Annotated in this window: 27 protein-coding genes; 8 read left to right on the top strand and 19 right to left on the bottom strand. The window is 62.9% G+C overall.

What is annotated here, in order from left to right:
• The first annotated feature begins 1 nt into the window (after position 1).
• The gene (locus RLDS_RS51615; RefSeq protein ID WP_021228307.1) at positions 2 to 355 is read left to right on the top strand and encodes a response regulator; all 354 of its coding nucleotides are present in this window, start codon (positions 2 to 4) and stop codon (positions 353 to 355) included.
• 235 nt (positions 356 to 590) lie between these two features.
• Here the strand turns inward: RLDS_RS51615 and RLDS_RS51610 are convergent, their stop codons facing one another.
• Both RLDS_RS51610 and RLDS_RS51605 read right to left on the bottom strand, forming a co-directional pair.
• Positions 591 to 1,031, bottom strand: a complete 441-nt coding sequence (locus tag RLDS_RS51610; RefSeq protein WP_152528138.1) for a hypothetical protein — start codon at positions 1,029 to 1,031, stop codon at positions 591 to 593.
• Between the two features lie 139 nt (positions 1,032 to 1,170).
• On the bottom strand, positions 1,171 to 2,346 hold the full coding sequence (locus RLDS_RS51605) for a vWA domain-containing protein (RefSeq protein WP_021228304.1): 1,176 nt from the start codon (positions 2,344 to 2,346) through the stop codon (positions 1,171 to 1,173).
• A 145-nt stretch (positions 2,347 to 2,491) separates the two neighbouring features.
• Here RLDS_RS51605 and RLDS_RS51600 point away from each other — a divergent pair, with 145 nt between their 5' ends.
• Positions 2,492 to 3,856, top strand: a complete 1,365-nt coding sequence (locus tag RLDS_RS51600; protein ID WP_031299048.1) for a methyl-accepting chemotaxis protein — start codon at positions 2,492 to 2,494, stop codon at positions 3,854 to 3,856.
• Here the strand turns inward: RLDS_RS51600 and RLDS_RS51595 are convergent.
• The 9 genes from RLDS_RS51595 to RLDS_RS51555 all read right to left on the bottom strand — a co-directional run bounded on the left by RLDS_RS51595 (position 3,844) and on the right by RLDS_RS51555 (position 12,997).
• Positions 3,844 to 4,701 (bottom strand): DUF817 domain-containing protein, encoded by an 858-nt coding sequence (locus tag RLDS_RS51595; protein WP_021228302.1) that lies wholly within the window; start codon positions 4,699 to 4,701, stop codon positions 3,844 to 3,846. The genes RLDS_RS51600 and RLDS_RS51595 overlap by 13 nt on opposite strands.
• A 44-nt stretch (positions 4,702 to 4,745) precedes the next feature.
• Positions 4,746 to 5,783: a hypothetical protein gene (locus tag RLDS_RS51590; RefSeq protein WP_031299047.1), complete on the bottom strand. Its 1,038-nt coding sequence runs from the start codon at positions 5,781 to 5,783 to the stop codon at positions 4,746 to 4,748.
• Between the two features lie 86 nt (positions 5,784 to 5,869).
• Entirely contained in the window at positions 5,870 to 6,277 is a 408-nt protein-coding gene (locus tag RLDS_RS51585) for a GFA family protein (RefSeq protein ID WP_021228300.1), read from the bottom strand.
• A 3-nt stretch (positions 6,278 to 6,280) separates the two neighbouring features.
• A complete protein-coding gene (locus RLDS_RS51580; RefSeq protein WP_021228299.1) occupies positions 6,281 to 7,126 on the bottom strand; it encodes an AAA family ATPase in 846 nt (281 codons plus the stop codon).
• Positions 7,127 to 7,203: 77 nt separating this feature from the next.
• Entirely contained in the window at positions 7,204 to 7,884 is a 681-nt protein-coding gene (locus RLDS_RS51575; RefSeq protein WP_021228298.1) for a DUF6975 family protein, read from the bottom strand.
• A gap of 137 nt (positions 7,885 to 8,021) precedes the next feature.
• Entirely contained in the window at positions 8,022 to 10,076 is a 2,055-nt protein-coding gene (rpoD, locus tag RLDS_RS51570) for an RNA polymerase sigma factor RpoD (protein ID WP_021228297.1), read from the bottom strand.
• 46 nt (positions 10,077 to 10,122) lie between these two features.
• Positions 10,123 to 12,000, bottom strand: coding sequence for a DNA primase (dnaG, locus tag RLDS_RS51565; RefSeq protein WP_021228296.1), 1,878 nt, complete (start codon positions 11,998 to 12,000; stop codon positions 10,123 to 10,125).
• A complete protein-coding gene (locus tag RLDS_RS51560) occupies positions 11,997 to 12,404 on the bottom strand; it encodes a GIY-YIG nuclease family protein (RefSeq protein WP_021228295.1) in 408 nt (135 codons plus the stop codon). The genes dnaG and RLDS_RS51560 overlap by 4 nt, the downstream gene beginning before the upstream one ends.
• Positions 12,405 to 12,544: 140 nt before the next feature.
• The gene (locus tag RLDS_RS51555) at positions 12,545 to 12,997 is read right to left on the bottom strand and encodes a GatB/YqeY domain-containing protein (RefSeq protein WP_021228294.1); all 453 of its coding nucleotides are present in this window, start codon (positions 12,995 to 12,997) and stop codon (positions 12,545 to 12,547) included.
• 155 nt (positions 12,998 to 13,152) lie between these two features.
• Here RLDS_RS51555 and carA point away from each other — a divergent pair, with 155 nt between their 5' ends.
• Positions 13,153 to 14,319: a glutamine-hydrolyzing carbamoyl-phosphate synthase small subunit gene (gene carA, locus RLDS_RS51550; protein ID WP_021228293.1), complete on the top strand. Its 1,167-nt coding sequence runs from the start codon at positions 13,153 to 13,155 to the stop codon at positions 14,317 to 14,319.
• Here carA and RLDS_RS56145 read toward each other — a convergent pair.
• The 3 genes from RLDS_RS56145 to RLDS_RS51540 all read right to left on the bottom strand — a co-directional run bounded on the left by RLDS_RS56145 (position 14,308) and on the right by RLDS_RS51540 (position 15,646).
• Positions 14,308 to 14,817, bottom strand: a complete 510-nt coding sequence (locus RLDS_RS56145) for a hypothetical protein (protein ID WP_152528137.1) — start codon at positions 14,815 to 14,817, stop codon at positions 14,308 to 14,310. The genes carA and RLDS_RS56145 overlap by 12 nt on opposite strands.
• Before the next feature lie 132 nt (positions 14,818 to 14,949).
• Positions 14,950 to 15,360, bottom strand: coding sequence for a PIN domain-containing protein (locus tag RLDS_RS51545; RefSeq protein WP_031299045.1), 411 nt, complete (start codon positions 15,358 to 15,360; stop codon positions 14,950 to 14,952).
• Positions 15,350 to 15,646, bottom strand: a complete 297-nt coding sequence (locus RLDS_RS51540) for a FitA-like ribbon-helix-helix domain-containing protein (RefSeq protein ID WP_021228290.1) — start codon at positions 15,644 to 15,646, stop codon at positions 15,350 to 15,352. Before RLDS_RS51540 ends, RLDS_RS51545 begins: the two co-directional genes overlap by 11 nt.
• 30 nt (positions 15,647 to 15,676) lie before the next feature.
• Between RLDS_RS51540 and carB the strand changes: the two genes are divergently transcribed.
• From carB to RLDS_RS51525, 3 genes are all read left to right on the top strand, one after another.
• The gene (carB, locus tag RLDS_RS51535) at positions 15,677 to 19,012 is read left to right on the top strand and encodes a carbamoyl-phosphate synthase large subunit (RefSeq protein WP_021228289.1); all 3,336 of its coding nucleotides are present in this window, start codon (positions 15,677 to 15,679) and stop codon (positions 19,010 to 19,012) included.
• 80 nt (positions 19,013 to 19,092) lie between these two features.
• A complete protein-coding gene (gene greA, locus RLDS_RS51530; protein ID WP_021228288.1) occupies positions 19,093 to 19,569 on the top strand; it encodes a transcription elongation factor GreA in 477 nt (158 codons plus the stop codon).
• Positions 19,570 to 19,573: 4 nt separating this feature from the next.
• A complete protein-coding gene (locus RLDS_RS51525; RefSeq protein ID WP_021228287.1) occupies positions 19,574 to 20,233 on the top strand; it encodes a rhomboid family intramembrane serine protease in 660 nt (219 codons plus the stop codon).
• A gap of 61 nt (positions 20,234 to 20,294) precedes the next feature.
• Here the strand turns inward: RLDS_RS51525 and RLDS_RS51520 are convergent, their stop codons facing one another.
• The 5 genes from RLDS_RS51520 to RLDS_RS51500 form a co-directional block, all read right to left on the bottom strand.
• The gene (locus tag RLDS_RS51520) at positions 20,295 to 20,516 is read right to left on the bottom strand and encodes a DUF4170 domain-containing protein (protein WP_009821422.1); all 222 of its coding nucleotides are present in this window, start codon (positions 20,514 to 20,516) and stop codon (positions 20,295 to 20,297) included.
• A 104-nt stretch (positions 20,517 to 20,620) separates the two neighbouring features.
• Positions 20,621 to 21,262 carry a DUF883 family protein gene (locus RLDS_RS51515; protein ID WP_021228286.1) on the bottom strand — a complete coding sequence of 214 codons (642 nt, stop codon included), beginning with the start codon at positions 21,260 to 21,262 and terminating at the stop codon, positions 20,621 to 20,623.
• Between the two features lie 3 nt (positions 21,263 to 21,265).
• Entirely contained in the window at positions 21,266 to 21,580 is a 315-nt protein-coding gene (locus RLDS_RS51510) for a hypothetical protein (RefSeq protein WP_021228285.1), read from the bottom strand.
• Positions 21,577 to 21,966: a hypothetical protein gene (locus RLDS_RS51505; protein ID WP_031299042.1), complete on the bottom strand. Its 390-nt coding sequence runs from the start codon at positions 21,964 to 21,966 to the stop codon at positions 21,577 to 21,579. The genes RLDS_RS51510 and RLDS_RS51505 overlap by 4 nt, the downstream gene beginning before the upstream one ends.
• Before the next feature lie 55 nt (positions 21,967 to 22,021).
• Positions 22,022 to 22,633 (bottom strand): hypothetical protein, encoded by a 612-nt coding sequence (locus RLDS_RS51500; protein ID WP_021228283.1) that lies wholly within the window; start codon positions 22,631 to 22,633, stop codon positions 22,022 to 22,024.
• Positions 22,634 to 22,847: 214 nt separating this feature from the next.
• Between RLDS_RS51500 and eno the strand changes: the two genes are divergently transcribed.
• On the top strand, positions 22,848 to 24,122 hold the full coding sequence (gene eno, locus RLDS_RS51495; RefSeq protein WP_021228282.1) for a phosphopyruvate hydratase: 1,275 nt from the start codon (positions 22,848 to 22,850) through the stop codon (positions 24,120 to 24,122).
• Between the two features lie 90 nt (positions 24,123 to 24,212).
• Positions 24,213 to 24,524: an FtsB family cell division protein gene (locus RLDS_RS51490; RefSeq protein WP_021228281.1), complete on the top strand. Its 312-nt coding sequence runs from the start codon at positions 24,213 to 24,215 to the stop codon at positions 24,522 to 24,524.
• Positions 24,525 to 24,597 lie beyond the last annotated feature (73 nt).

The following is a 24,597-nucleotide window of genomic DNA, read 5'->3' as shown; positions in this document are numbered from 1 at the left end:
CATGGCCGAATTGCCCCGCATATTGCTGGTGGAAGATGACAGCCGTGTCGCCGCTCGGATCGCGGACATGCTGGAAGAGGCCGACTATGCCGTCGATGGGCCCTATGCGACCCTGGCCGACGGAATGGCGGCGCTGGCGACGCGGTTTCCGGCGGGCGCCGTGCTGGACCTGGCCTTGCGCGGCAGTGACGCCGGGCTGCTCGCCGACGATCTGGATGCCTATGGCATCCCTTATGTCTTTTGCTCCGGGGCGGCGCGCCATGCGGTGACCGGCACGCACCCGCACACGCCGGTCCTCACCAAGCCTGACGGCATCCGGGATATCATCGGGACGCTGGACCGCCTGATGCACTAAGGCGTGTGGACAAATCCGCTGGCAATGCGGGATGACCGGGATGGGTGGATTGCGGACGGTATGTTTCATATCGTCATCCCCGCGAAGGCGGGAATCCATCTTTTCAGCACGGCACATGGCCTATAGTCGAAAGATGGGTTCCCGCGTTCGCGGGAATGACGAAGCAGGGTGGGGAGCGGACAGTCGGTTATGGGGCAGCGTGGGATAATTTGCTGACATGACCGCTCAGCGAGCGTCAGTGGCGTTTGAGTGAACCGAGCATGGGCAGCATTATCCAAAGCCCGGCAAACAACAGCGCAACAGTCACCTGTTTGTCATATCCGCCGAAAATACCCCAGCGGAGTTGATAGCTTGCTCCACTAAACAGAAACACAGCAAGCCAAAAGCCTACCTTGATCCGCTGATGAATTGATGGTGGCTGTGGATGCCAGTCAATATCTCGCAATGTCGATAGATGTCCTCGCATCCATTCGCGCTTGGATGCGGCATATTTGATATCCTTGGCGCGGATGTCGTCGTCATCGGCCCAGTGACTAAGTTCCTCCCATGCTGTCTTTTCCCGCTCATCAAGGACTAGCGGATCGGGTATCACTTTATCGAGTTCCTGCGCAGTAACGTCGCCGCCGTCAGCAACCCGTTCAAGCATAGCTATCAAATTTGAACGCGCAGAAGTCATATTGGCATTATGCACCTGACAGGAATGTCCGCAATCCGCGAAGCCGAAATCTGGTTTTATGGCTACAAATGGTAGTTTCCGGACAGTCTGAATTTGTCCACGCGCTATATTCTACCGTCCGCCACTTCATTGCGCGCGTCTACCGCTTGCGCGTCAGTTCGCGTATCGCCGCGTCGATGCCGCTCAGCGTCAGCGGGAACATGCGGTCCTGAAGCAGGTCGCGGATCATCCGGGTCGACTGGCTGTAGGTCCAGTGCGCCTCCGGCGTGGGGTTGAGCCACACCGTCGCCGGATAGGTATGCGTCACCCGTTGCAGCCAGACGGCGCCCGCTTCCTCGTTCATATGTTCGACCGACCCGCCCGGATGGCTGATCTCATAGGGGCTCATCGCCGCGTCGCCGACGAAGATGACCTTATAGTCATGACCATATTTATGCAGGATGTCCCAGGTCGGCGTCCGCTCCGAAAAGCGGCGGCGATTGTCCTTCCACACGCCTTCATACAGGCAATTGTGGAAATAGAAGAATTCCATATTCTTGAACTCGCCGGTCGCGGCGGAAAACAGTTCCTCGCAGAGCGTAATGAACGGGTCCATCGATCCGCCCACGTCCAGGAACAGCAGCAGCTTGACCGCATTATGCCGTTCGGGCCGCATGCGAATGTCGAGCCAACCCTGCCGGGCGGTGCCGCGGATGGTCGCGTCCAGGTCCAGTTCCTCGGCCGCGCCTTCGCGCGCAAAACGGCGCAGGCGGCGCAACGCCACCTTGATGTTGCGGGTGCCCAGTTCCTTTTGGTTGTCGAGATTGGCGAATTCGCGCTTTTCCCACACCTTGATCGCGCGCTTGTGCCGGCTCTGCCCGCCGATCCGCACCCCTTCCGGATTATAGCCGCCATGGCCAAAGGGGGAGGTCCCGCCCGTGCCGATCCATTTGTTGCCGCCCTGGTGCCGGTCCTTCTGCTCCTCCAGCCGCTCCTTGAGCGTCTTCATGATCTCGTCCCAGTCGCCCAGGGGTTTGATCTTCTCCATCTCTTCGGGGCTGAGGAATTTTTCGGCGACGAGGCGCAGCCATTCCTCGGGAATGTCGGCGTCGACGCCATCGTCGCTCATGATCCCCTTGAATATCCGCGCGAAGACCTGATCGAAGCGATCGAGCAGCGCTTCGTCCTTCACATAGGTGGCGCGGGCGAGATAGTAAAAATCCTCCGGTCGGCGGGCGATGACGTCGCGATCCAGCGCTTCGAGCAGCAGTAGATGTTCCTTGATGCTGGCCGGTATGCCGGCGGTGCGCAGCGCGTCGAGGAAGTTGAGCAACATGACACGCCTTGTCCGTCAGTGTCGATAACGATGCAAGCCCAACGACCCAACACGCCGACAGAATATTAAGTGTTGCAGTGCATGGTTAATCCGGCACTATTCATGTTGCGGGCAAATAAGCGGGGTAGCATTGGAAAACAGGGGGTTGTTGGCTGATCTGGGGGAAAGATCAGGCGACATAGCATTGCAGTGCAGCGAGACGGCGGGTTTCCTGGGCGAGGTGGATCATCGCATCCAGGCGGACAGCGCGCGCCTTGACCGGTTGCAGGCGAACATGACTCGCCTGGCGAAAAGCCAGGGAGAAAGCGTCGCGGCGGCGCAGGAGCTCAGCCAGACCGCCCGGCGCGCGCGGCAGATCGTTGCCGACGGGCATGACGTCATCGGCCTGTCCCTGAATGAAGTGACGGCGCTGGTCGATCATGTCACGGGGATGGAAGGTCAGTTGCGCCGGTTTCTGGCGGTTATCGAGGCGGTGGGCGACGTGTCGGGCCAGTTGAGCGCCATCGCGCGGCAGACGCGGCTGCTGGGCGTGAATGCCGCCATCGAAGCCGCGCGCGGGGGCGAGGCGACACAGGGCTTTGCCGTGGTTGCCGACGAAATTCGCCGGCTGGCCGAACAGGCGGGCGAGTCCTCGGCATCCGTGGCCGTCAAGCTGGACCAGCTGGACCAGGATGCGCGCACGCTGATCCAGGGGGTGGAGGATAATATCCTGCGCGGACGGGGTGCCGGCGCCCATATCGACCAGTTGCGGCTGCGCCTGGCGGACATGGCGTCGCTGGTTACGCAATTTGGCGAACGGTCCGGCACCATCGTCGATTGCACCGATGCCGCCAGCCGCGAAGTCGATGCGCTGACGCAGGGACTGGGCGAATTCAGCCTTTCCGCTCGCGAAAGCACGGCGCGGGTGGGGGCGGCACGCACGCAACTGGAGGCGCTGGAGCAGATGGCCAACGCCATGCTCAATACGGCTGCGCATGGCGGGCAGGCGACGCGCAACAGTCGCTATATCGCGCTGGCGCAGCAGGGGGCTGATGCGGTGCGCCTGGCGATCGGCAGCGCGCTGGATCGCGGGACGCTGAGCCTGGAGGCCTTGTTCGACACCGATTATCGGCGCATCGAAGGCTCCGATCCCGCGCAATATCTGACCGGCTTCACCGCCTTTGCCGACGCGTCGCTGCGTCCGCTGCTCGACCGCCACAGCGCGCAGGATGACGCGGTCGTGGGCTGCTGCCTGATCGACATGAACGGCTATCTGCCCACGCATATCAGCGCGCGCAGCCAGCCGCAGCGGCCGGGCGAGGGGCTATGGAATATGGAACATGCCCGCAACCGGCAGATATTCATGGATGCGCAGACCCGGCGCGCGCTCGACGGGGCCGATGATTTCTTCGTGTGCACCTACCGGCAGGACCTGGGCGAGGGGCGGTATCGAGCGCTGCGCAGCGTATTCGTGCCGCTGGTCTTTGGCGGCCGGCGCTGGGGGCTTTATGAGGTCGGCTATCTGATCTGATTGTTGCTTGCGCGGACGCCGTGGATCAGCGACACCAGCACGAAGCTGATGATCATGAGCAGACACCAGCTGCCCAATTTGGCGACGCTGACGATGTGCCAGCCGTCCCGCTGATCGGGATAGGTCCACGCATTGGCGAAGGTGCCGATATTTTCGGCAAGCCAGATGAAAAGGGCGACCAGGAAAAAGCCGAGCAGCAGCGGCATGGAGCGCGGCGTGCGCCAGGGGGTGAAGACAATCCAGCTGCGGCCGAACAACGCGATGGCCGCGGCGAACAGGATCAGCCGGATATCGGGCAACCAATGATGGGCGAAGAAATTGACGTAGATCGCGCCGGCCAGCGCCACCGTCGTCCAGACCGGCGGGTAGCGGGTGAAGCGAAAATCGAAGATGCGCCAGACCCGTGCAATATAGCTGCCGACGGCGGCATACATGAAGCCGGAGAAGAGCGGCACCGCGCCGATGTGGAGCAGGCTGGCTTCGGGATAGATCCAGGAGCCGGCTTGCGTCTTGAACAATTCCATGACCGTGCCAATGACGTGGAAGGCGAAGATGACCTTGGCCTCCGCCCAGCTTTCCAGGCGAAAGGCCAGCATGGCAGCCTGAATGGCAAGCGCCGCCAGCGTCAGGAAATCATAGCGGTGCAGAGCGGCGTGGGCGGGATAGAAAAAATGCGTCGCCAGCAGCAATGCGAGCATCAACCCGCCGAACAGACAGGCCCAACCCTGTTTGAAACCGAAGAGCAGAAATTCGAACGCCCAGGCGCGCGGGCCGGGGGGCAGGCGAATGGCCTCCAGCCGGGCGCGGATGCGCGCGAATCGGGTTGCGCCGGGGATGGGCCTCATGCGGTCCGCTTAGGGCACGAAACGCAGCGCTGGAATATGCGCTCTCAGCGCCGGGCTGCGCCGCCCAGCTGCATCGTCGCTTCGCCGGTTGCGGCATAGGCGACGATCGCCTGCGCCTGCGCGGTCTGGGGGTCCTTCCCATCGAGGATGGCGGCGATCTGGCGCGCGCTCGGCACCCGGTCATAGGTGCCATAGAGGTCGGTCTGGCCCACCATATGGATCGACAGCCGATAGCCCTTGTCCGGCGCGGCGGGATCGAAGGCGAGCAGGGTGCCGCTATCGTCGACCGGCACGATGATCGCGCCGTCGCTGCGCCCGGCCTGCTGGAGGATATCGTAGCGGCCCTCGGCGGTTTCGACCGCGCCGCGCAGGCAGAGCTGGTCCTTCCCGTCGCGGGGAATGCGGATATCCTGCGCTGGGGCGAGCGTGCTCTCCTTTGCGCGGGTCAATGTGGCCTCGCCGGCATCCGCCACCGGGCAGGCGGCGAATTGCGCCGGGGCGGTCCTGTGCAGCGACGCCTTGTCCTCGACCTGCAAGCCCGCCAGCATCGCATCCAGGCCCGCCAGCACATCCCGGCGCCGTTCGGTAGGCCCGGTGACGCGGATCTTGACGATCCAGCGCCCGGCATGGACGAAGCCCGCCGCCGTGGTCAGCGCGCCATCGGCGGCATCGTCATAGACCGCGCGAATGGCCCGGCCCGCCAGTCCGTCGACCGCCGCGCTGTCATAGGAGGTTCGGCGCGTCTTCGCGCCAAACCGCTCCATGATCGCCTTGTCCGTCATATAGGCGGCGAGCGATGCATCGGCATAGGTCGGCATATAGACGTAGAAGGTCGCCTGGACCGCGCCGTCCTGCGAGAGATATTGCGCATAATTGTCGACCGCGCGCCCGCCATTGGACGCTTCCCCGCTTTTGGTGAGGGACAGGCCGCCGACGGTCTGCGGCAGGCTGATGCCCGCGGCATTGGCGCGCAGGGCGGTGGCCGTCGGGGTCCATGCCTCCATGTCCTGCGCCGCCTGCGCGAGTGCGGGCGTCGCCAGACCAAGGGCGATGGGCAGGAATATTAAGGCGCGTGCGGGCATGGGCATCCCTCTCCAGAACCAGACCGTCTTGGCGCGGCCTTGAACTATGACAGGGAGGCTACAGGGTTGCCCGGCGGGCGCAAGCCCTATTGCGGATTTTGTTCAGGGTGGTGCGGGATGCCGGGATCATGGCAGGCCCAATCGGGCGCTGCGCTGGTCCAGATTTCCATTTGCGGGGCCAGCAGCGACGGATTGTCGAGCGCGCCCGCCCGGACAATCATGACCGCAGGGCGCGCTTCGGCCCGGCTGAGCAGGGGCGTCCCGCAACGGGGGCAGAAACCGCGCTGCATCGCATTGCCGCTGTCGGCGACGCTGTCGTGCCAGCATATGTCGCCATCCACCTGCACCGCGTCGCTGGGGAAGGCGAGGTTCACCGTGCCGCCGCCCGCGCTCAGATATTGGCACAGCCGGCACCAGCAATGGCGCGCGCCCGTTGGTTCGGCATCGATGGTGATGCGCACCTGCCCGCACAGGCATCCGGCATGATGGACCATGGCTCAGCGTCCCTGACGGCGCGCCATGAAGGCAAGGCGCTCGAACATCATGATGTCCTGCTCATTTTTGAGCAGCGCCCCGTGCAGCGGCGGGATCGCCTTGGTCGGATCGCTGTTTTGCAGCACGTCGAGCGGCATGTCTTCGGCCAGCAGCAGTTTCAGCCAGTCGAGCAATTCGCTGGTGCTGGGTTTCTTCTTGAGGCCCGGCACGTCGCGGATCTCGTAGAATATTTCCATCGCGCGGCTGACCAGGATTTTCTGGATGCCGGGGAAATGCACCTCGACGATCTTCTCCATCGTCTCGCGGTCGGGAAATTTGATATAGTGGAAGAAGCAGCGGCGAAGGAAGGCGTCGGGCAGTTCCTTTTCATTGTTCGATGTGATGACCACGACGGGGCGCTCCGCCGCCGCGATCGTCTCGCCGGTTTCGTAGACATGGAAGGCCATGCGATCGAGTTCCTGCAACAGGTCGTTGGGAAATTCGATATCGGCCTTGTCGATCTCGTCGATCAGCAGCACCGGCAGGCGGGGCGAGGTGAATGCCTCCCACAGCTTGCCCTTGCGGATGTAGTTGGAAATATCGTGGACGCGCGGGTCGCCCAGTTGCCCGTCGCGCAAGCGGGCGACGGCGTCATATTCGTACAGGCCCTGATGCGCCTTGGTCGTCGATTTGACGTTCCATTCGATCAGCGGCGCGTCGAGCGCCTGCGCGATTTCCTGCGCCAGCACCGTCTTGCCCGTGCCCGGCTCCCCCTTCACCAGCAGCGGGCGGCGCAGCAGCACCGCGGCATTGACCGCGACCTTCAGGTCATCGGTCGCGACATAATCCTGGGTGCCTTCAAAGCGCATGAAATCGGTCCGCTCCGGTTGCTGCCTGCAACCGGACTAGGGAAAGCGGCGGTGGGACGCAATCGCGAAAGCGGCGGTCAGTCGGGGCGGCCGCGCAAAGCTGCGCGGGCGGCGAGCAAGTCCCACAGACCGCGATGCTGGGCGAGCAACTGCCGCGCGCCGAACTGGATCGCCCGGTCGATAATGTCATCGCCGCCGATCGCGCGCGCGACATCCAGCGTTGCGGCGCGGTCCGGCAGGGTGCAGGCGTGCGGCTCGATGCCGGCGCGGATGGCCGCCATGTCGAGCATCTGCCGCATGCCGCGCCAGTCGAGCACCAGGGCGATCGCCGCACCCATGGCGCAGCCGCGCCGGTCGGACTGGGCCAGCGTGTCGAGCGCATGGCGTTGCTGGCTGACCGCCGCTTCGCAATCGGCCTGTCCCGCCGTGCTGGGGGCGGGGCCGGCGGCGACCGTGACCTGGGCGAGATAGGCGCGTTCGGCGGCGAAGGCGTCGGCCGCCTCGATCAGCCATTGGCGCGCTGCATTTTCTGCCGAGCGGGTCGCGGCATGATCGATGACGCCGGGATGGCGGCCGTGCAGCAGACACATATAGGACGCCGCATCGGCCAAATCGGGGAGCGTGAGCAGTCCCTCGCTCGCAAGGCCCGTGCGCGCGCGGATGACATAGGCGTGGGCGGCCGTGCCGTCCGCCGCCACCAGCGCATCGACGACCCGCGCAATGTCGCCGAACTGCATACGCGGTGCCGCTTCGCTCATGTCGCAATCCCTGTCAGGCCCCGGCCTGTGCGGGGGTCCCGACCGGCATACGCTTGCCGAGTAAACGCCCGGTTTACAGAATCAGAAAGGGCGACCGTGAAAGCCGCCCTTTTTCGTCGAACATGGTTAAGATTGCTTTACTGATCCAGAAAGCTGCGCATTTTACGCGACCGGCTGGGGTGCTTGAGCTTGCGCAGGGCCTTCGCTTCGATCTGGCGGATGCGTTCGCGCGTCACGCTGAACTGCTGGCCCACTTCCTCTAGCGTGTGGTCGGTGTTCATGCCAATGCCAAAGCGCATCCGCAGCACACGCTCCTCGCGCGGCGTGAGCGAGGCTAGGACCCGTGTCACCGTTTCCTTGAGATTGGCCTGGATCGCGGCGTCCACCGGGATGATGGCATTCTTGTCCTCGATGAAGTCGCCCAGATGGCTGTCCTCCTCGTCGCCGATCGGCGTTTCGAGGGAGATAGGCTCCTTGGCGATCTTCATCACCTTGCGCACCTTTTCGAGCGGCATGGAGAGGCGTTCGGCCATTTCCTCTGGCGTCGGCTCGCGACCCTGTTCGTGCAGGAACTGGCGGCTGGTGCGGACCAGCTTGTTGATCGTCTCGATCATGTGGACCGGGATGCGGATGGTGCGCGCCTGATCGGCGATCGACCGGGTGATCGCCTGACGAATCCACCAGGTCGCATAGGTGCTGAACTTGTAGCCACGGCGATATTCGAACTTATCGACCGCTTTCATGAGGCCGATATTGCCCTCCTGAATGAGGTCGAGGAACTGTAGGCCGCGATTGGTATATTTTTTGGCGATGGAGATGACGAGGCGCAGATTCGCTTCCACCATTTCCTTCTTCGCGATGCGCGCCTCGCGTTCGCCCTTCTGCACCATGTTGACGATGCGGCGGAATTCGCCCAGCGACATGCCGGTCGCCTGCGCGATTTCGGCGATTTCATTGCGGATGCGGTCGACCGACCGGCCCTCCGCCGCGGCAAAGGCCGTCCACTTCTTGTCAAGGCCGCTCACCTTGTCGAGCCAGCCATCGTCCAGCTCGTGATTGACGTAGCGGTCGAGGAAATCCTTGCGGCTGACCTTGTGCCGTTCAGCCAGGCGCAGCATCTGCCCGCCCAGCGCCGTCAGGCGCCGGTTATAGGCATAGAGCTGGTCGACCAGATATTCGATCTTCTGCTGGTGGAACTGTACGCTCTCGACTTCGGCGGTCAGGCTTTCGCGCAGCGCCTGATAATCATCCTCGGCCTTCTGGCTGAGCACATCGCCATTCGCCATCGCCTGCATGCGCTTTTCCTGCGCCTGCGAGAAATTGCGAAAGATGTCGGTGATGGTCGCGAACTTCTCCAGCGCCATCGGCTTGAGCGTTTCTTCCATCTGGGCAAGGGAGAGGGTGTTGTCCTCCTCATCCTCTTCCTCGGACCGGCGGGCGCGGCGTTCGGTCAGGCCGTCCTCATCCTCATCGCCATCGGCGGATTCCTCCTCCGGCTCTTCCTCTTCCTTGAAGCTGGGGCCGGCGGTCTTCTCGCTGATCTCGCCATCATCATCCTCGGCGCCTTCTTCCAGGCTTTCCGGCGCCGGGTCCTTGGACAGCATCGCGTCGAGATCGAGAATCTCGCGCAGCTGCATTTCGCCATTGTTGAGCGCGGTCGACCATTCGATGATCGCGTTGAAGGTTGTCGGGCTTTCGCAAAGCCCCAGGATCATCGTGTCGCGGCCCGCCTCGATCCGCTTGGCGATGGCGATTTCGCCTTCACGGCTGAGCAATTCCACCGCGCCCATTTCGCGCAGATACATGCGCACGGGATCGTCGGTGCGATCGACCGTTTCCTTCTTCTTCTCGGTAACGAGCTTGGGGCCGTCATCGTCGCTCGATTCGTCCTCGGCGTCCTCGGCGTCCTCGCGCTCGCGCTCGCGCTGCTCGTCGCCATCCTCGCTGGCTTCTTCATTCTCGACGATGTTGACGCCCATCTCGTTGAGGGCGGCCATGATGTCCTCGATCTGCTCGGACGACATCTGGTCCTGCGGCAGGGCATCATTGAGCTCATCATAGGTGATGTAGCCGCGCTTCTTGGCGCGCGCGATCAGCTTCTTGACGGACGCTTCGTTGAGGTCGAGCAGCGGCGCATCGCCACCATCCTCGCCCTCTGCCACACCGGTCTTGCTGTTCGCCTTGGTCGCCATGTAATCGCCTTGCTTCGCTGCCCTTCGTCAAAAGGGCGAACCTTGTTCAAATACTATCTTCGGACTGCGCCAGTTCCGCCAGGCGACGATCATGTTCGGCTTTCAGTGCGCGGATGCGCTGCTGTTCAGCGAAATTGGCTTCGCTGAAATCGCTTTCGAATCGTCTCGTAGCCTCCACCAGCGCCGCTTCCAGCTCCGGTCCTTGCGCAATCACCCGAACGGCCTCCTCCAGATCACGCGCAACGCGATCAGGGTCGGTGGTCATCCTGTTTGGGGTGAGTGTGAACGTGTCGGCCCGGAGCATCCCCTTGGCCATATTATACACTTCACCTTGCCCCAATATGGTAAGGAGGGCCTGTGTTTCAACTGTTTCTTTGCGGAAGGAACAACGAATCATCGCGTCCATCAACTGGCCCAGCAACGGGTCGGCGATGTGGAGGCCCGACAGCATCTCGCGATGCGGCGCAATCTGTTCGGGATGGCGCAGCAATGCGGCCAGAACGGCGCGCAGCAGCCGTTGTTCCATGCCGCCCGCGCCGATCGCCCGCGCTTCCTGTCCGGCCGGCGGAATGGGCGGCTTCCAATTACCCCGCCGGTCCCGTTGCCAGCGTTGCCCGCCGCCGCCGCCTTGGGCGCGCGGCTGAAACGGCGCCGCCTCTCGCCGGGCGAAGAACAGCGCGCTGTACCGCTCGCGAAATTCATGGGCGTAATGGGCGCGCACATCGGGATGGCCGATCGCGTCGGTAATGTCCCGCAATCGCTGCTTGAGCGCGGCCTTCTGTTCGGGCGTGTCGAGCGGCGCGGCCGATAGTTCATGTGACCAGAGCCGCTCGATCAGCGGTTGCGCGGCGTCCAGCACCGCTTGCATCGCTCCAGCGCCGCTCGCGCGCAGCAGGTCATCGGGATCCTGGCCCTTGGGCAGAGTGGCAAAGCACAGGCTGTGCCCCGGGCGCAGCAAGGGCAGGGCGCGGGTCGCCGCGCGGATCGCTGCCTTCTGCCCTGCCGCGTCGCCATCGAAACAGAGGATCGGCACCTCCACCATCTTCCACAGCCGCTCGATCTGATGTTCGGTGAGCGCGGTGCCGAGCGGGGCCACCGCATCGGCAAAGCCCGCCTGCGCCAGCGCGATCACGTCCATATAGCCTTCGACCACGATGATGCGGCCGGTCTGGCGGCTGGCGGGTGACGCCTTGTCGATATTGTAAAGCGTGCGGCCCTTGTCGAACAAAGGCGTGTCGGGGGAATTGAGATATTTGGGCTCGCCATCGCCCAGGATGCGGCCGCCAAAGGCGATCACCCGCCCACGAATGTCGCGGATCGGGAGCATCAGCCGGCCCCGGAACCGGTCATAGCTGTCGCGCTCACCCTCGGGGTCGATCAGCAGGCCGGCCTCGACCAGCATCGGTTCGCCAAAGTCGCGAAGGGCGGTCTTGAGCTTGCCGCGGGCGTCGGGCGCATAGCCAAAGCCGAAGGTGCGGCGAGTGGCGTCGCTGATCCCGCGTCGGCCAAGATAGGCGCGCGCTTCCCCGCCGTCCAGGCCGCCCAGTTGATCCTCGAAGAAGCTTTGCGCCGCCGCCATTGCCTCATGCAGGCCCCTGGCCTGTTCGGCGCGCTTGGCCGCGCGCGGATCGGCGGCGGGCACCTCCATGCCGGCGGTGGCCGCCAGTTCCTTCACCGCCTCCATGAAGGGCAGGCCGCGCTGGTCGGTCATCCACCGGATTGCATCGCCATGGGCGCCGCAGCCGAAGCAGTGATAGAAGCCCTTTTCATCGTTGATCGTGAAGCTGGGCGTCTTTTCATTATGGAACGGGCAGCAGGCCTTATATTCGCGCCCGGCCTTCTGCACCTTGATCGACTTGCCGATCAGGGTCGACAGCGACGTGCGCGCGCGCAGTTCGTCCAGCCATTGCGGAGTGAGGGTCATGCGGGTGGCTCAGCATCTGGCATACCCAATCCGTTCGTTTCGAGCGAAGTCGAGAAACGGCTAGCGCGCTTTTCTCGCTTCTCCACTTCGCTTGAGCCGAACACACCTGTCGCTGTGTCGCGCTCCTTGGGTGGTTTCGCGAGATATGACACCAGGGACCAGTTATTCGCTATCATCGCTTCCTTCTTGGCGCGCGACCATCCGCCTATCACGCGTTCGGCTTCGAGTGCTTCGATCCGACTGCTGAAATGCTCGCTCCAGACCAGCGTGACAGGGAGGCGCGCGCGGGTGAAACGGCTACCCTGACCGCATTGATGTTGACCTATGCGATGCTCCAGATTGTCGGTGTGTCCGGTGTAATAGCGACCATCCGCGCATTTGAGCATATAGGTCCAGAAAGCCATTATGCGATTATGACCGAACCCCTAAGCGTGTCGAGCGCCGTGTAGGGCGTTTCTCGACTTCGCTCGAAACGAACGGGGATAGGGGGCGATCCGACCCCCTCCCCCAGGCGGGAGGGGGAGCGCAGGCGCATCCTCCTTGTTCACCCCAAGGCCGCCTTTACCAGGCCGCTTGCCTTGCTCATGTCGATGACGCTGCCGTGGCGTTCCTTTAGCACCGCCATCACCTTGCCCATATCCTTGACGCTCGTCGCCCCGACCTCGGCCTTGATGCCTTCGATCGCGGCCCTGGTGTCGTCCTCGCTCATCTGCGCGGGCAGGAAGCTTTCGATCACGGCCAGTTCGGCTTCTTCCTTGGCGGCCAGTTCCTCGCGCCCGCCGCTCCTGAACATCTCGATCGATTCGCGGCGCTGCTTCACCATCTTTTGCAGCGTGTCGACGACCACGGTGTCGTCATCGGGCACGCTGGTCGCGGTGCGCAATTCGATGTCGCGGTCCTTCAGCTTCGCCAGGATCAGGCGGACAGCGGCCAGCTTTTCCTTGTCGCCCGCCTTCATCGCTTCAACCTGGGCGCTCTTAACCTGCTCGCGAATCATGGGCGATAGAATCCTGTCTCTTTCGGAAAGGACCAGATATAGCGGCAAAAGAGATTTTTAACAGACGTTGACCTTGGGGAGACGCCCGCCTACCTGACCGGCCGTTTAACCCGCACCAGACGGGCCTCCGCAAAAGCATAAAGGAACCGCAGACCATGGCTGACGCCAAGACCCTCACCGTGCCCAAAGGAGCGACAGGGGTCGTGGTTTTTGCGGACGGCTCGGCTGTCTTTGGTCGCGGTTTCGGTGCGGTCGGCGATGCGGTGGGCGAACTCTGTTTCAACACGTCCATCACCGGCTATCAGGAGATCATGACCGATCCCAGCTATGCCGGGCAGATCATCAATTTCACCTTCCCCCATATCGGCAATGTCGGCACCAATGACGAGGATGTCGAGGCCGACAACCCCTATGCGCTGGGCTGCATCGTGCGGCAGGATGTGACCGCGCCCAGCAATTTCCGCAACGTCGCGCCGTTCGACGCATGGATGGCGGCGCATGGCCGGGTCGGCCTGTCGGGCGTCGACACCCGCGCGCTCACCCGCATGATCCGGGAAAAGGGCGCGCCCAATGTCGTCATCGCCCATGATCCCGATGGCGCGTTCGACATTGCCACGCTTGCCGACAAGGCCGCGGCTTGGCCGGGCCTTGAAGGCATGGACCTTGCCATCGAAGTCACCGGCAAGGAAAGCCGCCTGTGGAAGGACGGCGTCTGGCGGCTTGGCTTTGGCTATGGGGCGGGGGAGGCGACCGACGATCGCCCCCATGTCGTGGCGATCGACTATGGCGCGAAGAATAATATCTTCCGCAATCTCGTGAAAGCCGGCGCGCGCGTCACCGTGCTGCCCGCCACGGCATCTTACGAACAGGTGATGGAGCAGAAGCCCGACGGCGTGTTTCTCTCCAACGGCCCCGGCGATCCCGCCGCCACCGGCGCCTATGCCGTGCCGGTGATCGCGGCGCTGCTGACCGAGAATGTGCCCATTTTCGGCATCTGCCTCGGCCACCAGTTGCTGGGCCTTGCCGTGGGCGCGAAGACGATTAAGATGCATCAGGGCCACAGAGGCGCGAACCATCCGGTCAAGCGCCTGTCGGACGGCCTGGTCGAAATCACCAGCATGAACCATGGCTTTGCGGTCGACGCCGACACGCTGCCCGCCAATGTGCGCGCCACCCATGTCTCGCTCTTCGACGGCAGCAATTGCGGCATCGAACTGACGGACAGGAACGCCTTCTCCGTCCAATATCACCCCGAAGCCTCGCCGGGGCCGCAGGACAGCTTCTACCTGTTCAAGCGGTTCGTGGAGGGCTTAAAAGCATGACCGCGGATCGGGGAACATCGATTCCACGTACTCAAAGGCTCGCATCATATGTCGGCGAAGATACAACCGCATTGGTCCCCAGATTACTGCAATGTCATCGTCATATTCGCAGCCGAGAGTTTTTTCGCCTATCGATATTAAGTCGCATTTGCCGACACCGACGCACATCAGTAATTTATTTGTTTCGAAAAGCTGATTGCCGCTCCTGATATGGCAAGCAGCAGCTCTGCATCTGATGATCAGATCTGTAACGTCGGTGATCTTGGAAGAAATTTCGTCATCAATTACGAGAATATCGTTAGTGAACGTACAGCGTTTGCCGATCCTGTCGGCAGCTTTTAATAGATCAGATAATAAGATTAATAATTTTGTGATTACCGGATCAAACCATGGTGATCGTACGCCCTCGCTGCTCAATATGCCCGTAGAAACCAGTTTCTTAAAAGCTTCTTGAGCGGAAAATAAATCATTTGATTGATGAAATTCCAGCGGTTTCATGTGTTCCTCGCGAAAGCCTTAGTGCACAATCGCGACGTAGAAAGAGAATATCAATGTCCAAACCTACCGGCCCCTCCTCCATCCCCCTCATCAGCTTAAGGCCGACGATGGGTGATATGCAGGAATGGGCGGTCAAGGTTCCCACGGATTGATGATGGCCGCTCCCGTTCTCGCCATATCCGACAGGTTGCGTGTCACCAGCGGCGCGCCGGCGCCGATGGACTGGGAGGCTATCAGCAGGTCCATGTCCGCTATCGTCTCCCCGCTCTTTTCAAGCTGGGCCTTGAGGCGCCCCCAGATTGTCGCTGTTGTTTCGTCAGGGGCTACGATCCGGTCGCCGCAGATTGTCTGGACCCGGTCGCGAAAGGCGATCAGGCGTGATCGGCGCATCGGATCGGCCGCCTTTGCAATGCCATATTCCATTTCGGCCAGCACGATGGTCGACAGCAGGCAGCGTTCCCGGTTGCCCGCCAGAAAGGCGATGACGCGCGGCTCCGGCTTTGGCCTTGTCAATTCGCTCCAGACATTGGTGTCAATCAGCACCAAAAGTCTCGCGTTGAGAAACCTTGTCCCGCCGAGGTGGCAGGGTCATATCCGCGCCTCCGGCGATGGCGATCAGGTCGCGAACCCAGTCATCTCCGGCCGCATTGCGGACATGATCCGCGTCGATGCCGGCGGGCGCATAGGTCCGCTCCAGCAGCGCCCGCAACTCGGCTTCCAGCGATCGTCCATGCTTTGCCGCCGACAAACGGGCAGCTTCTTTGACCGCGTCGTCGAGATTGCGGATCGTCACGCTTCCCATCGCCAGCCCCCCATGATTGCATTGCAATCAATTTATTCCATGAGAGCACGCTAAACAATGCCCAAACGCACCGACATCTCCTCCATCCTCATCATCGGCGCTGGTCCGATCATCATCGGCCAGGCGTGCGAGTTCGATTATTCGGGCACGCAGGCGGTGAAGGCGCTCAAGGAGGAGGGCTATCGCATCATCCTGGTCAATTCCAACCCGGCCACGATCATGACCGACCCGGAATTTGCCGACGCGACCTATGTCGAGCCGATCACGCCCGAGATCGTGGCGAAGATCATCGAGAAGGAGCGGCCTGATGCGGTGCTGCCGACCATGGGCGGGCAGACGGCGCTCAACACCGCGCTGGCGCTGTTCAACGACGGCACGCTGGAGAAGTTCGGCGTCAAGATGATCGGCGCGGACGCCGAGGCCATCGACAAGGCGGAGGATCGCCTCAAATTCCGCGATGCGATGGACAAGATCGGGCTGGAATCCGCCCGCTCGCGCATCGCGCACACGATGGAGGAGGCGCTCGAGGCGCTGGAGTTCACCGGCTTGCCCTCGATCATCCGCCCCAGCTTCACGCTGGGCGGCACGGGCGGCGGCGTCGCCTACAACAAGGACGAATTCAAGCAGATCGTGGCCGCTGGACTCGACGCTTCGCCCACCACCGAGGTGCTGATCGAGGAATCGCTGCTCGGTTGGAAAGAATATGAGATGGAGGTCGTGCGGGACCGCAACGACAACTGCATCATCATCTGCTCGATCGAGAATGTCGATCCGATGGGCGTCCATACCGGCGACAGCATCACTGTCGCGCCGGCGCTGACGCTGACCGACAAGGAATATCAGATCATGCGCAACGCATCCATTGCGGTGCTGCGCGAAATCGGCGTGGAAACAGGCGGTTCCAACGTGCAGTTCGCGGTCAATCCCAAGGACGGCCGACTGATCGTGATCGAGATGAACCCGCGCGTGTCGCGTTCGTCCGCGCTGGCGTCGAAGGCGACCGGCTTCCCCATCGCGAAGGTCGCGGCGAAGCTGGCGGTCGGCTACACGCTCGACGAGATCGAGAATGACATTACCGGCGCGACGCCTGCGAGCTTCGAGCCGACCATCGACTATGTCGTCACCAAGATCCCGCGCTTCGCGTTCGAGAAGTTCAAGGGGTCCGAGCCTTTGCTCGGCACCGCGATGAAGTCCGTCGGCGAGGTGATGGCGATCGGCCGCAACATCCATGAATCGATGCAGAAGGCGCTGCGCGGGCTGGAAACCGGCCTGTCGGGTTTCAACACTGTGGACCATCTGGAAGGGGCGTCGCGCGACGACATCGTTGCCGCGTTGGCAAATCCCACGCCCGACCGGTTGCTGATCGCGGCGCAGGCGCTGCGCGAAGGCCTGACCGTCGCGGAAATCCACGGCATCGCCAAGTTCGACCCCTGGTTCCTGGAGCGCCTCAAGGAAATCGTCGACGCGGAGGGCGAAGTGCTGGAAAACGGCCTGCCGCAGGATGCCGAAGGCATGCGGCGTTTGAAGTCGATGGGCTTTTCCGACAAGCGCCTGGCTTTTCTTGCGCTCAAATCCGCCAATCTGCGCGGCATGGAACGCGGCATCGCGCGCAGCAGCGGCCTGATCCATGATGCGGTCAAGGCCATGACCGGCGGCGTCACCGAAGAAGAAGTGCGCAAGCTGCGCCACAAGCTGGGCGTGCGCCCCGTCTTCAAGCGCATCGACACCTGCGCCGCCGAGTTCGAGGCGAAGACGCCCTATATGTATTCCACCTATGAAGCGCCCTTGTTCGGCGAGGCGGAGAATGAGGCGCAGCCCAGTGACCGGCAGAAGGTCGTGATCCTTGGCGGCGGCCCCAACCGGATCGGGCAGGGGATCGAATTCGACTATTGCTGCGTCCATGCCTGCTTCGCGCTGGCCGAGGCGGGCTATGAAACCATTATGGTCAACTGCAACCCTGAGACGGTCTCGACCGACTATGACACATCGGATCGCCTCTATTTCGAGCCGCTGACCGCAGAGGATGTGCTGGAAATATTGAGCGTCGAAATGTCGAACGGCACGCTGGCGGGCGTCATCGTGCAGTTTGGCGGTCAGACGCCGCTGAAGCTCGCGCAGGCGCTGGAGGATGCGGGCGTGCCGATCCTGGGCACCAGTCCCGACGCCATCGACCTGGCCGAAGATCGCGAACGCTTCGCCGCGCTGATCGACAAGCTCAAGCTCAAGCAGCCCGCCAATGGTATCGCCCGCAGCCGGGAGGAGGCGATCGCCGTCGCCAACCGCATCGGCTATCCCGTGCTGATGCGCCCATCCTATGTGCTTGGCGGCCGCGCGATGGAGATTGTCGACGGTCAGGCGCAGCTGGAAGAATATATCGCCACCGCCGTTCAGGTGTCGGGCGACTCGCCGGTGCTGATCGACCAGTATCTGCGCGATGCCGTGGAAGTCGACGTGGACGCCCTATGCGACGGCGACGATGTGGTGGTCGCCGGCGTGCTCCAGCATATTGAGGAGGCAGGCGTTCATTCCGGCGACAGCGCCTGTTCGCTGCCGCCCTACAGCCTGTCGGCCGACATCATCGCGGAAATCGAGCGACAGGCTGATGTGCTGGCCCGCGCGCTCAGCGTCCGTGGCCTCATGAACATCCAGTTCGCGGTCAAGGACGGGGTTGTCTACCTGATCGAGGTGAACCCGCGCGCCAGCCGCACCGTGCCCTTCGTCGCCAAGGCGATTGGCACGCCCATCGCCAAGATTGCGAGCCGGGTGATGGCGGGTGAAAAGCTCAAGGACCTGCCGACGATCGACCGCAACGCGATCGACCATATCGCGGTCAAGGAAGCCGTTTTCCCCTTCGCCCGCTTTCCCGGCGTCGATCCGGTGCTCTCACCGGAAATGAAGAGCACGGGCGAAGTCATGGGAATTGATAAGGATTTCGCGACGGCCTTCGCCAAGGCGCAGCTGGGGGCCGGCACATTGCTGCCCACCGGCGGCACCGTGTTCGTGTCGGTCAAGGACAGCGACAAGCCGGTCATTCTGCCGGCCGTGCAGAAGATGGCGGACATGGGCTTCACCATCATCGCCACCGGCGGCACCGCCAGCTATCTGGAAGGGCAGGGCATCGCGGTCGAGCGCGTGAACAAGGTGGCCGAAGGGCGGCCGCATATCGTCGACCGGATCACCGATGGCGACGTGCAGCTGATCTTCAACACGACCGAAGGCTGGCAGTCCTTGAAGGACAGCAAGGCCATCCGCACATCGGCCCTGCGCGCCAAGATCGCCAGCTTCACCACGGCAGCCGCCAGCGTCGCCGCTGCCGACGCGATCGAGGCGTTGCGCAGTCGCGCCCTTGAAGTGCGCTCGCTCCAATCCTATTATCCCGGGTCGCACGCCTGATCCCCTGCACAGGAATGACGATGCGGGGCGGCCCTATGTCGGGGCCGCCAAAGGGAAGTTTTGACGAAGGATTTACAGGAATGGCGACCGTCGAGAAGATGCCGATGCTGCAAATGGGCTATGACAAGCTCAATGCGCAGCTCCGCGAATTGAAGGCCGAACGGCCGCTCATCGTGGACGCCATCGAGGAAGCCCGCGCGCATGGCGACCTGTCGGAAAATGCGGAATATCATGCCGCCAAGGAGCGGCAGGGCCAGGTCGAAGCGACGATCAACGATCTGGAAGACAAGCTGTCGCGCGCGCAGGTGATCGACCCCACGACGCTGTCGGGCAGCAAGATCATCTTCGGCGCGACCGTCACCTTGCTGGACGAGGACGACAAGCCGGTGAAATATCAGATCGTCGGCCAAGCCGAAGCCGATGCCAAGGCCGGCATGATCAGCTATTCCAGCCCGCTCGGCCGTGCGCTGATCGGTCGCGAAGTCGGCGACGAGGTGGAAGTGTCTGTCCCGTCGGGCGACAAATTCTACCTGGTCGACAAGATCGAGTTCATCTGAGCCTGTGCGCCTGCCGTCGGGCCGCGCCACCAATGCGCTGGCAGGGATCAGCGTCGCCGTCTTCCTGGCGCTGATCGCGGCCAATCGGGTCGAGGACGCCGCGATCCTGGGCGGCTTTATTCCCGCGCGGTTCGGCGACCCAGCCCTGTTGGCGGGCATGGCCGCCGTGCCGGCCTGGCTGACGCCGCTCAGCTGCACGCTGGTCCATGCCGGGTGGCTGCATATCGGCTTCAACATGCTGATGCTGGTCTTTTGCGGGCGGCAGGTGGAGCATGTGCTGGGCTGGAGCGGGACGCTTATCCTTTACGGTGTCGGCGCCTACGCGGCTTGTCTGGCGCAATATCTGGTCGATCCGGCGTCTACCAATCCGATGGTCGGCGCCAGCGGTGCGATTTCCGCGATCATCGCTACCTATTCGCTACTTTATAGCCAGCAGCAGGTGCGCAGGGTCGGGCCGCTGTCGGCCAACCTGGTGCGGGTTTTGTGGCTGGCGGCCGGATGGATCGCCATCCAGCTGATGATCGGCGTCGCGACGTCCGGCGGCGCCGGCGGCCTGGGGCAGATCGCGATTGCCGCGCATATCGGCGGGTTCCTGGCCGGACTTGCGCTCACCCGACCGCTGCTGCGCTGGCGTTTTCGCAAGAAGCCGCGCGCCGTCCATTGAATAAGAAAAACCCGTCCGACCTTTAGCGATCGAACGGGTTGAAATCTCCGGAGTAGGCAGCTCAGGCGGTTGGAAGTTCCGGTTCCAGCAAACGGTGCAGGTGCACGATGACGTAGCGCATTTCCGCGTCGTCCACCGTCCGTTGCGCCGCGCCACGCCACGCCTTTTCGGCCGACGCATAATCGGGATAGACGCCGACCAGATCAACCTGGTTCAGATCCTGAAATTCCAGCGTCTGCGGGTCCTTTACGCGACCGCCCATCACCAGATGCATTTTGCTCATGGCGTTATCTGTTCTCCTTTGGATGATCGCGAAGCCTTATCATCGACTTCGCGATCCGCCAAGAACAGGGATGGGTAGCTCGATTGCGTTGCGCGCAACCGCGATTAGCTTTTGGGCAACCGAGCTTTCACGGCATCGCTGATGGCGTCGACCTTTGCAACGACCAGTGCGGTCACGTCATCCGCCAGCTTGGACGCCTTGGCGCTGAGGTCAGCGGCGGCCAGATTTTCCCGCGCCGTCGATGCCGCGTCGCTCGCCGCGCTGTAGGCGTCGTCCGCGCGATCGCGCACCATGTCGGCGCTTTGGGCCGCCAGGGCCTTTGCTTTTTTCAGAACGCCGCCAGCCTTGTAGGATACGACATCGGCTTCTTCCGCCGCGGCGGACCGGGCGGCCATCGCCGCTTCGACCGCGCGGGAGCCCAGCGTCGTGGCAAGGCCGGGCAGCGCCTTTATCGCGCGGCGGCTCTTGGGGAACATCCACGCAACCAGCGCGCCAGCAGCAACGGCGCCCGCAACCGCCATGACGGGATGATCCTGCACGATCTGGTTGGCGCGAGAGGCCGCGCGCTGCGTTTTGTCACGCGCGTCGGCATAGGCATCGCCCGCCTTTTCGCGGCTGGTGCTGATGAGTTCGCCTGCGCTTTCGCGGGCCTTGCCGCTCGTTTCACGAAGGCGGTCGGACGCGCTGGTCGCCGCGTCATTGGCGGCTTCCCGGGCGCGGGAAATCTGTGCGCGAATATCGGCCATCACTCAGTCTCCGGATTGTTCATGTCTGTCCTGGATGCGAACGTATAAGCGGCGCAAAAGTGCCGCGATCGGGCGACGGGCCATGAACAGGCCAAGTGCGCCAGCGGCCGCCGTGACCGCGATGGGCCGCTGCTGCACCTTGGCGCCGACATAGGCGACGCCATCCAGCGCCGTCGCGGCAACCTTGTCCTTTGCGTCCTGCTTCAACCGCGCCGGCGAAATGCGCGCCTTTGCGGCTTGAGCGCTGTCCACCAACTGCGCCTTCTGCGCTTGAGCCTTGGCGATGGCCGCGCGATAGGCCATTTCGTTGGGACTCATGGCGCAATGGCCTTCTTCATGCGGGTGATGCATCCCTTCGCGAGCAGCAGTAGAAGGATCGCTATGACAATGCCTGCGGCGAAAATGACCAATGTCGCCCCCAAAGGCCCGATCATCGGCTCCAGCACGTGGATGAGGCCGACCAGCAGCGCCACCAGGCTGGCGAACAGGATCAGGAAGGCGGTGACGGCAAAGATCGCCGCATTGCGCACGCCCGCCATGATGAGGCTTAGACGAAGCTTCTGCTTTTCGGCTTCGGCAGCGGCATAGCCGCGCGCGTCGGTATAGAGCCGCCTGAACGCGTCCCCCACCGATGCCTGCCGCGCAGCCTCCTCCGGCCCCTCGGTATGCGGCGTCACCGCCGTTTCCGCTGGCTCTTCTATCAATATACCCTCCGCTGCGCGGGATTGGACAGGCTCGGTTCGATCGAGCCTGTTATCTTCAGGCCTTGTCGTCGGACCCCTTGGCCAGGCGCATCAGCACATAGCCGACAACGGCGGCCGCGCCGATCGCCACCGCCGGACTTTTCCGCACGAAATCGCGCGCTTCGTCCATCAGTTGGTCGACATCCTTGCTTTCGAGCGCGCTGCCGGCGCCGGCAACCTGTTCTGCGGCCTGACGGGCATAATCGCCATATTGCGGGCCAAGCTTTGCGTCGACTGTGCCGGCGGTGTCCGAAATCAGCTTGGCCAGGCTCTGCATCGCCGTGCCGGTCTTGTCCTTGGCGACGATCGCGGCTGACTTGGCGGTCTTCCCCGCCTGGTCTTTCAGTGGATCGACATGCGCTTTCCAGTCCACCGAGTTGATCTTGTCCTTGGCGGTCTTTGCGGCCTTTTCAGCCTGCGCCTTGATGGGGGCAATCTGGGCGCTCCATTTGCTGTCCACGCCATTGCTGGTTTCGCCGGCCGCCGCGCTGGTCGCGGCGGGCTTGATCGGCTCGACCGCCACCGGATCGGACGCCATGACGGACTTGGCGGGCTTTGCCTTGGTGGTCTTGTCGGCGGCAGGCTTGCGGCCGCGCTTGACGGGCGGAGTTTCGGGGGTGTCGACCATCGTCCTGTTTCTCCCTTTCGATACAGTGTGTCGGCAGGCGTTCGAGCCCCTAATGCTTCGCGGGCGACTACAGTTCCGTTGCCGTTACATTTTGACCATCGGCATTTTTTGCGCGGGTGCAAGCCCCCGCATTGCCATCGAGCCGGCCGCTGGCTAAGCGAAGCGCGAATTCGGCGACCGGCCGCGATGCCAGGCCTTCATCTCAGGAGCGATCATGACCGCCATTCTCGACATTCACGCCCGCCAGATCCTCGACAGCCGCGGCAACCCCACGGTCGAAGTCGACGTCATGCTCGAAGATGGCAGCTTCGGCCGCGCGGCCGTGCCGTCGGGCGCGTCGACCGGCGCCTATGAAGCGGTGGAAAAGCGCGACGGCGACAAGGCGAAATATCTGGGCAAAGGCGTGCTTCAGGCGGTTGCTGCCGTCAATGACGAGATTGCCGAACAGCTGATCGGGCTGGATGCCGAAGACCAGGGCGAAGTCGACGCCGCGATGATCGATCTGGATGGCACCGACAACAAGTCGCGCCTGGGCGCCAATGCGATACTGGGCGTCAGCCTGGCGGTCGCGAAGGCCACCGCCGATGCGCGCGGCCTGCCGCTCTATCGCTATGTCGGTGGTATCAGCGCGCATGTGCTGCCGGTGCCGATGATGAACATCATCAATGGCGGCGAACATGCCGACAACCCCATCGATTTCCAGGAATTCATGATCATGCCGGTCGGGGCGGACAGCATCGCCGACGCCGTGCGGATCGGATCGGAAATCTTCCACACGTTGAAGAAGGGCCTGCATGACAAGGGGCTGGCGACCTCGGTCGGCGACGAAGGCGGCTTTGCGCCCAACATCGCCTCCACCCGCGATGCGCTCGACTTCATCATGCTGTCGGTGGAAAAGGCCGGCTACAAGCCCGGCGATGATGTGGTGCTGGCGCTGGATTGCGCCGCCACCGAATTTTTCAAGAACGGCAAATATGAGATTTCGGGCGAGGGCCTGTCCCTCTCGCCGGTGGAAATGGCCGATTATCTCGCCGCCCTGTGCGCCGACTATCCGATCCGCTCGATCGAAGACGGCATGGGCGAGGATGATTTTGAAGGCTGGAAGGCGCTGACCGACAAGATTGGCGGCACGGTTCAGCTGGTGGGCGACGACCTGTTCGTGACCAACCCCGCGCGCCTTGCCATGGGCATCGGCAAGGGGCTGGCCAACTCGCTGCTGGTCAAGGTCAACCAGATCGGCACGCTGACCGAAACCCTCGCCGCCGTCGATCTGGCCCATCGCTCCCGCTACAGCGCGGTCATGTCGCACCGTTCGGGCGAAACTGAGGATTCGACCATCGCCGACCTCGCCGTCGCCACCAATTGCGGGCAGATCAAGACCGGCTCTCTGGCCCGGTCCGACCGGCTGGCCAAATATAACCAGCTCATCCGCATCGAGGAGGAACTGGGCGACATGGCCGTCTATGCCGGGCGCTCGATCTTTCGCTGAATCAAGGCTTTCGGGCTGAAAATGATCGGCTGGTCGCAAGCAAATGATTTTTCGCTTGCGGCCGGCCTTTCCCTGTGATTCCACTAGGCCATGGCGCATATCGCGAAACTCAGACTGTTGCTGGCGTCGGCCTTCGGGCCGGCGATCGCGTTGATGCTGCTGCTGACCTTTGCCGGCTATGTCGTGCTGGGGTCCAACGGCGTGCTTGCCTGGGGCGATTACAGCCGCCAGCTGCACAGCGCCAAGCTGGAGCTGAAGAAGACGCAGCAGGCCCGTGCGGAATTGCGCAACCGGGTGGACGCGCTCAATCCCCGGCGCGTCGATCCCGATCTGGCCGATGAACTGGTCCGGCGGCAGCTGGGCGTCATCCATCATGACGAAGTGATCGTGCCGCTCAACTGACAGGGTGAGTCCTGGGCCTGTTAGAGTTCGGCGCAACGAATATGCGTGCGCGGCGGTCTGTCGGCAACTTTAG

It is taken from the genome of Sphingobium lactosutens DS20 (assembly GCF_000445105.1).
Lineage (GTDB): Bacteria > Pseudomonadota > Alphaproteobacteria > Sphingomonadales > Sphingomonadaceae > Sphingobium > Sphingobium lactosutens.
Note: the sequence above shows the minus strand (reverse complement) of the source record. Positions and strands in the feature narration are given on the sequence as shown.

Excerpts from the sequence above, each read along its gene's own strand:
- RLDS_RS51585 (WP_021228300.1), bottom strand. The coding sequence starts at position 6,277 with ATGGTCCATCATGCCGGATGCCTGTGCGGGCAGGTGCGCATCACCATC.
- rpoD (WP_021228297.1), bottom strand. The coding sequence starts at position 10,076 with ATGGCGACCAAGGCGAACAGCAAGACCGGTGTGGCAGAGGGCGAGGAT.
- dnaG (WP_021228296.1), bottom strand. The coding sequence starts at position 12,000 with ATGACCCTCACTCCGCAATGGCTGGACGAACTGCGCGCGCGCACGTCG.
- RLDS_RS51515 (WP_021228286.1), bottom strand. The coding sequence starts at position 21,262 with ATGGCCGATATTCGCGCACAGATTTCCCGCGCCCGGGAAGCCGCCAAT.
- RLDS_RS51615 (WP_021228307.1), top strand. The coding sequence starts at position 2 with ATGGCCGAATTGCCCCGCATATTGCTGGTGGAAGATGACAGCCGTGTC.
- RLDS_RS51605 (WP_021228304.1), bottom strand. The coding sequence starts at position 2,346 with ATGTTGCTCAACTTCCTCGACGCGCTGCGCACCGCCGGCATACCGGCC.
- carA (WP_021228293.1), top strand. The coding sequence starts at position 13,153 with ATGGCTGACGCCAAGACCCTCACCGTGCCCAAAGGAGCGACAGGGGTC.
- RLDS_RS51555 (WP_021228294.1), bottom strand. The coding sequence starts at position 12,997 with ATGATTCGCGAGCAGGTTAAGAGCGCCCAGGTTGAAGCGATGAAGGCG.
- RLDS_RS51575 (WP_021228298.1), bottom strand. The coding sequence starts at position 7,884 with ATGAGCGAAGCGGCACCGCGTATGCAGTTCGGCGACATTGCGCGGGTC.
- carB (WP_021228289.1), top strand. The coding sequence starts at position 15,677 with ATGCCCAAACGCACCGACATCTCCTCCATCCTCATCATCGGCGCTGGT.
- eno (WP_021228282.1), top strand. The coding sequence starts at position 22,848 with ATGACCGCCATTCTCGACATTCACGCCCGCCAGATCCTCGACAGCCGC.
- RLDS_RS51490 (WP_021228281.1), top strand. The coding sequence starts at position 24,213 with ATGGCGCATATCGCGAAACTCAGACTGTTGCTGGCGTCGGCCTTCGGG.
- RLDS_RS56145 (WP_152528137.1), bottom strand. The coding sequence starts at position 14,817 with ATGAAACCGCTGGAATTTCATCAATCAAATGATTTATTTTCCGCTCAA.
- greA (WP_021228288.1), top strand. The coding sequence starts at position 19,093 with ATGGCGACCGTCGAGAAGATGCCGATGCTGCAAATGGGCTATGACAAG.
- RLDS_RS51590 (WP_031299047.1), bottom strand. The coding sequence starts at position 5,783 with ATGCCCGCACGCGCCTTAATATTCCTGCCCATCGCCCTTGGTCTGGCG.
- RLDS_RS51580 (WP_021228299.1), bottom strand. The coding sequence starts at position 7,126 with ATGCGCTTTGAAGGCACCCAGGATTATGTCGCGACCGATGACCTGAAG.
- RLDS_RS51510 (WP_021228285.1), bottom strand. The coding sequence starts at position 21,580 with ATGAGTCCCAACGAAATGGCCTATCGCGCGGCCATCGCCAAGGCTCAA.
- RLDS_RS51610 (WP_152528138.1), bottom strand. The coding sequence starts at position 1,031 with ATGACTTCTGCGCGTTCAAATTTGATAGCTATGCTTGAACGGGTTGCT.
- RLDS_RS51500 (WP_021228283.1), bottom strand. The coding sequence starts at position 22,633 with ATGGTCGACACCCCCGAAACTCCGCCCGTCAAGCGCGGCCGCAAGCCT.
- RLDS_RS51520 (WP_009821422.1), bottom strand. The coding sequence starts at position 20,516 with ATGAGCAAAATGCATCTGGTGATGGGCGGTCGCGTAAAGGACCCGCAG.
- RLDS_RS51560 (WP_021228295.1), bottom strand. The coding sequence starts at position 12,404 with ATGGCTTTCTGGACCTATATGCTCAAATGCGCGGATGGTCGCTATTAC.
- RLDS_RS51595 (WP_021228302.1), bottom strand. The coding sequence starts at position 4,701 with ATGAGGCCCATCCCCGGCGCAACCCGATTCGCGCGCATCCGCGCCCGG.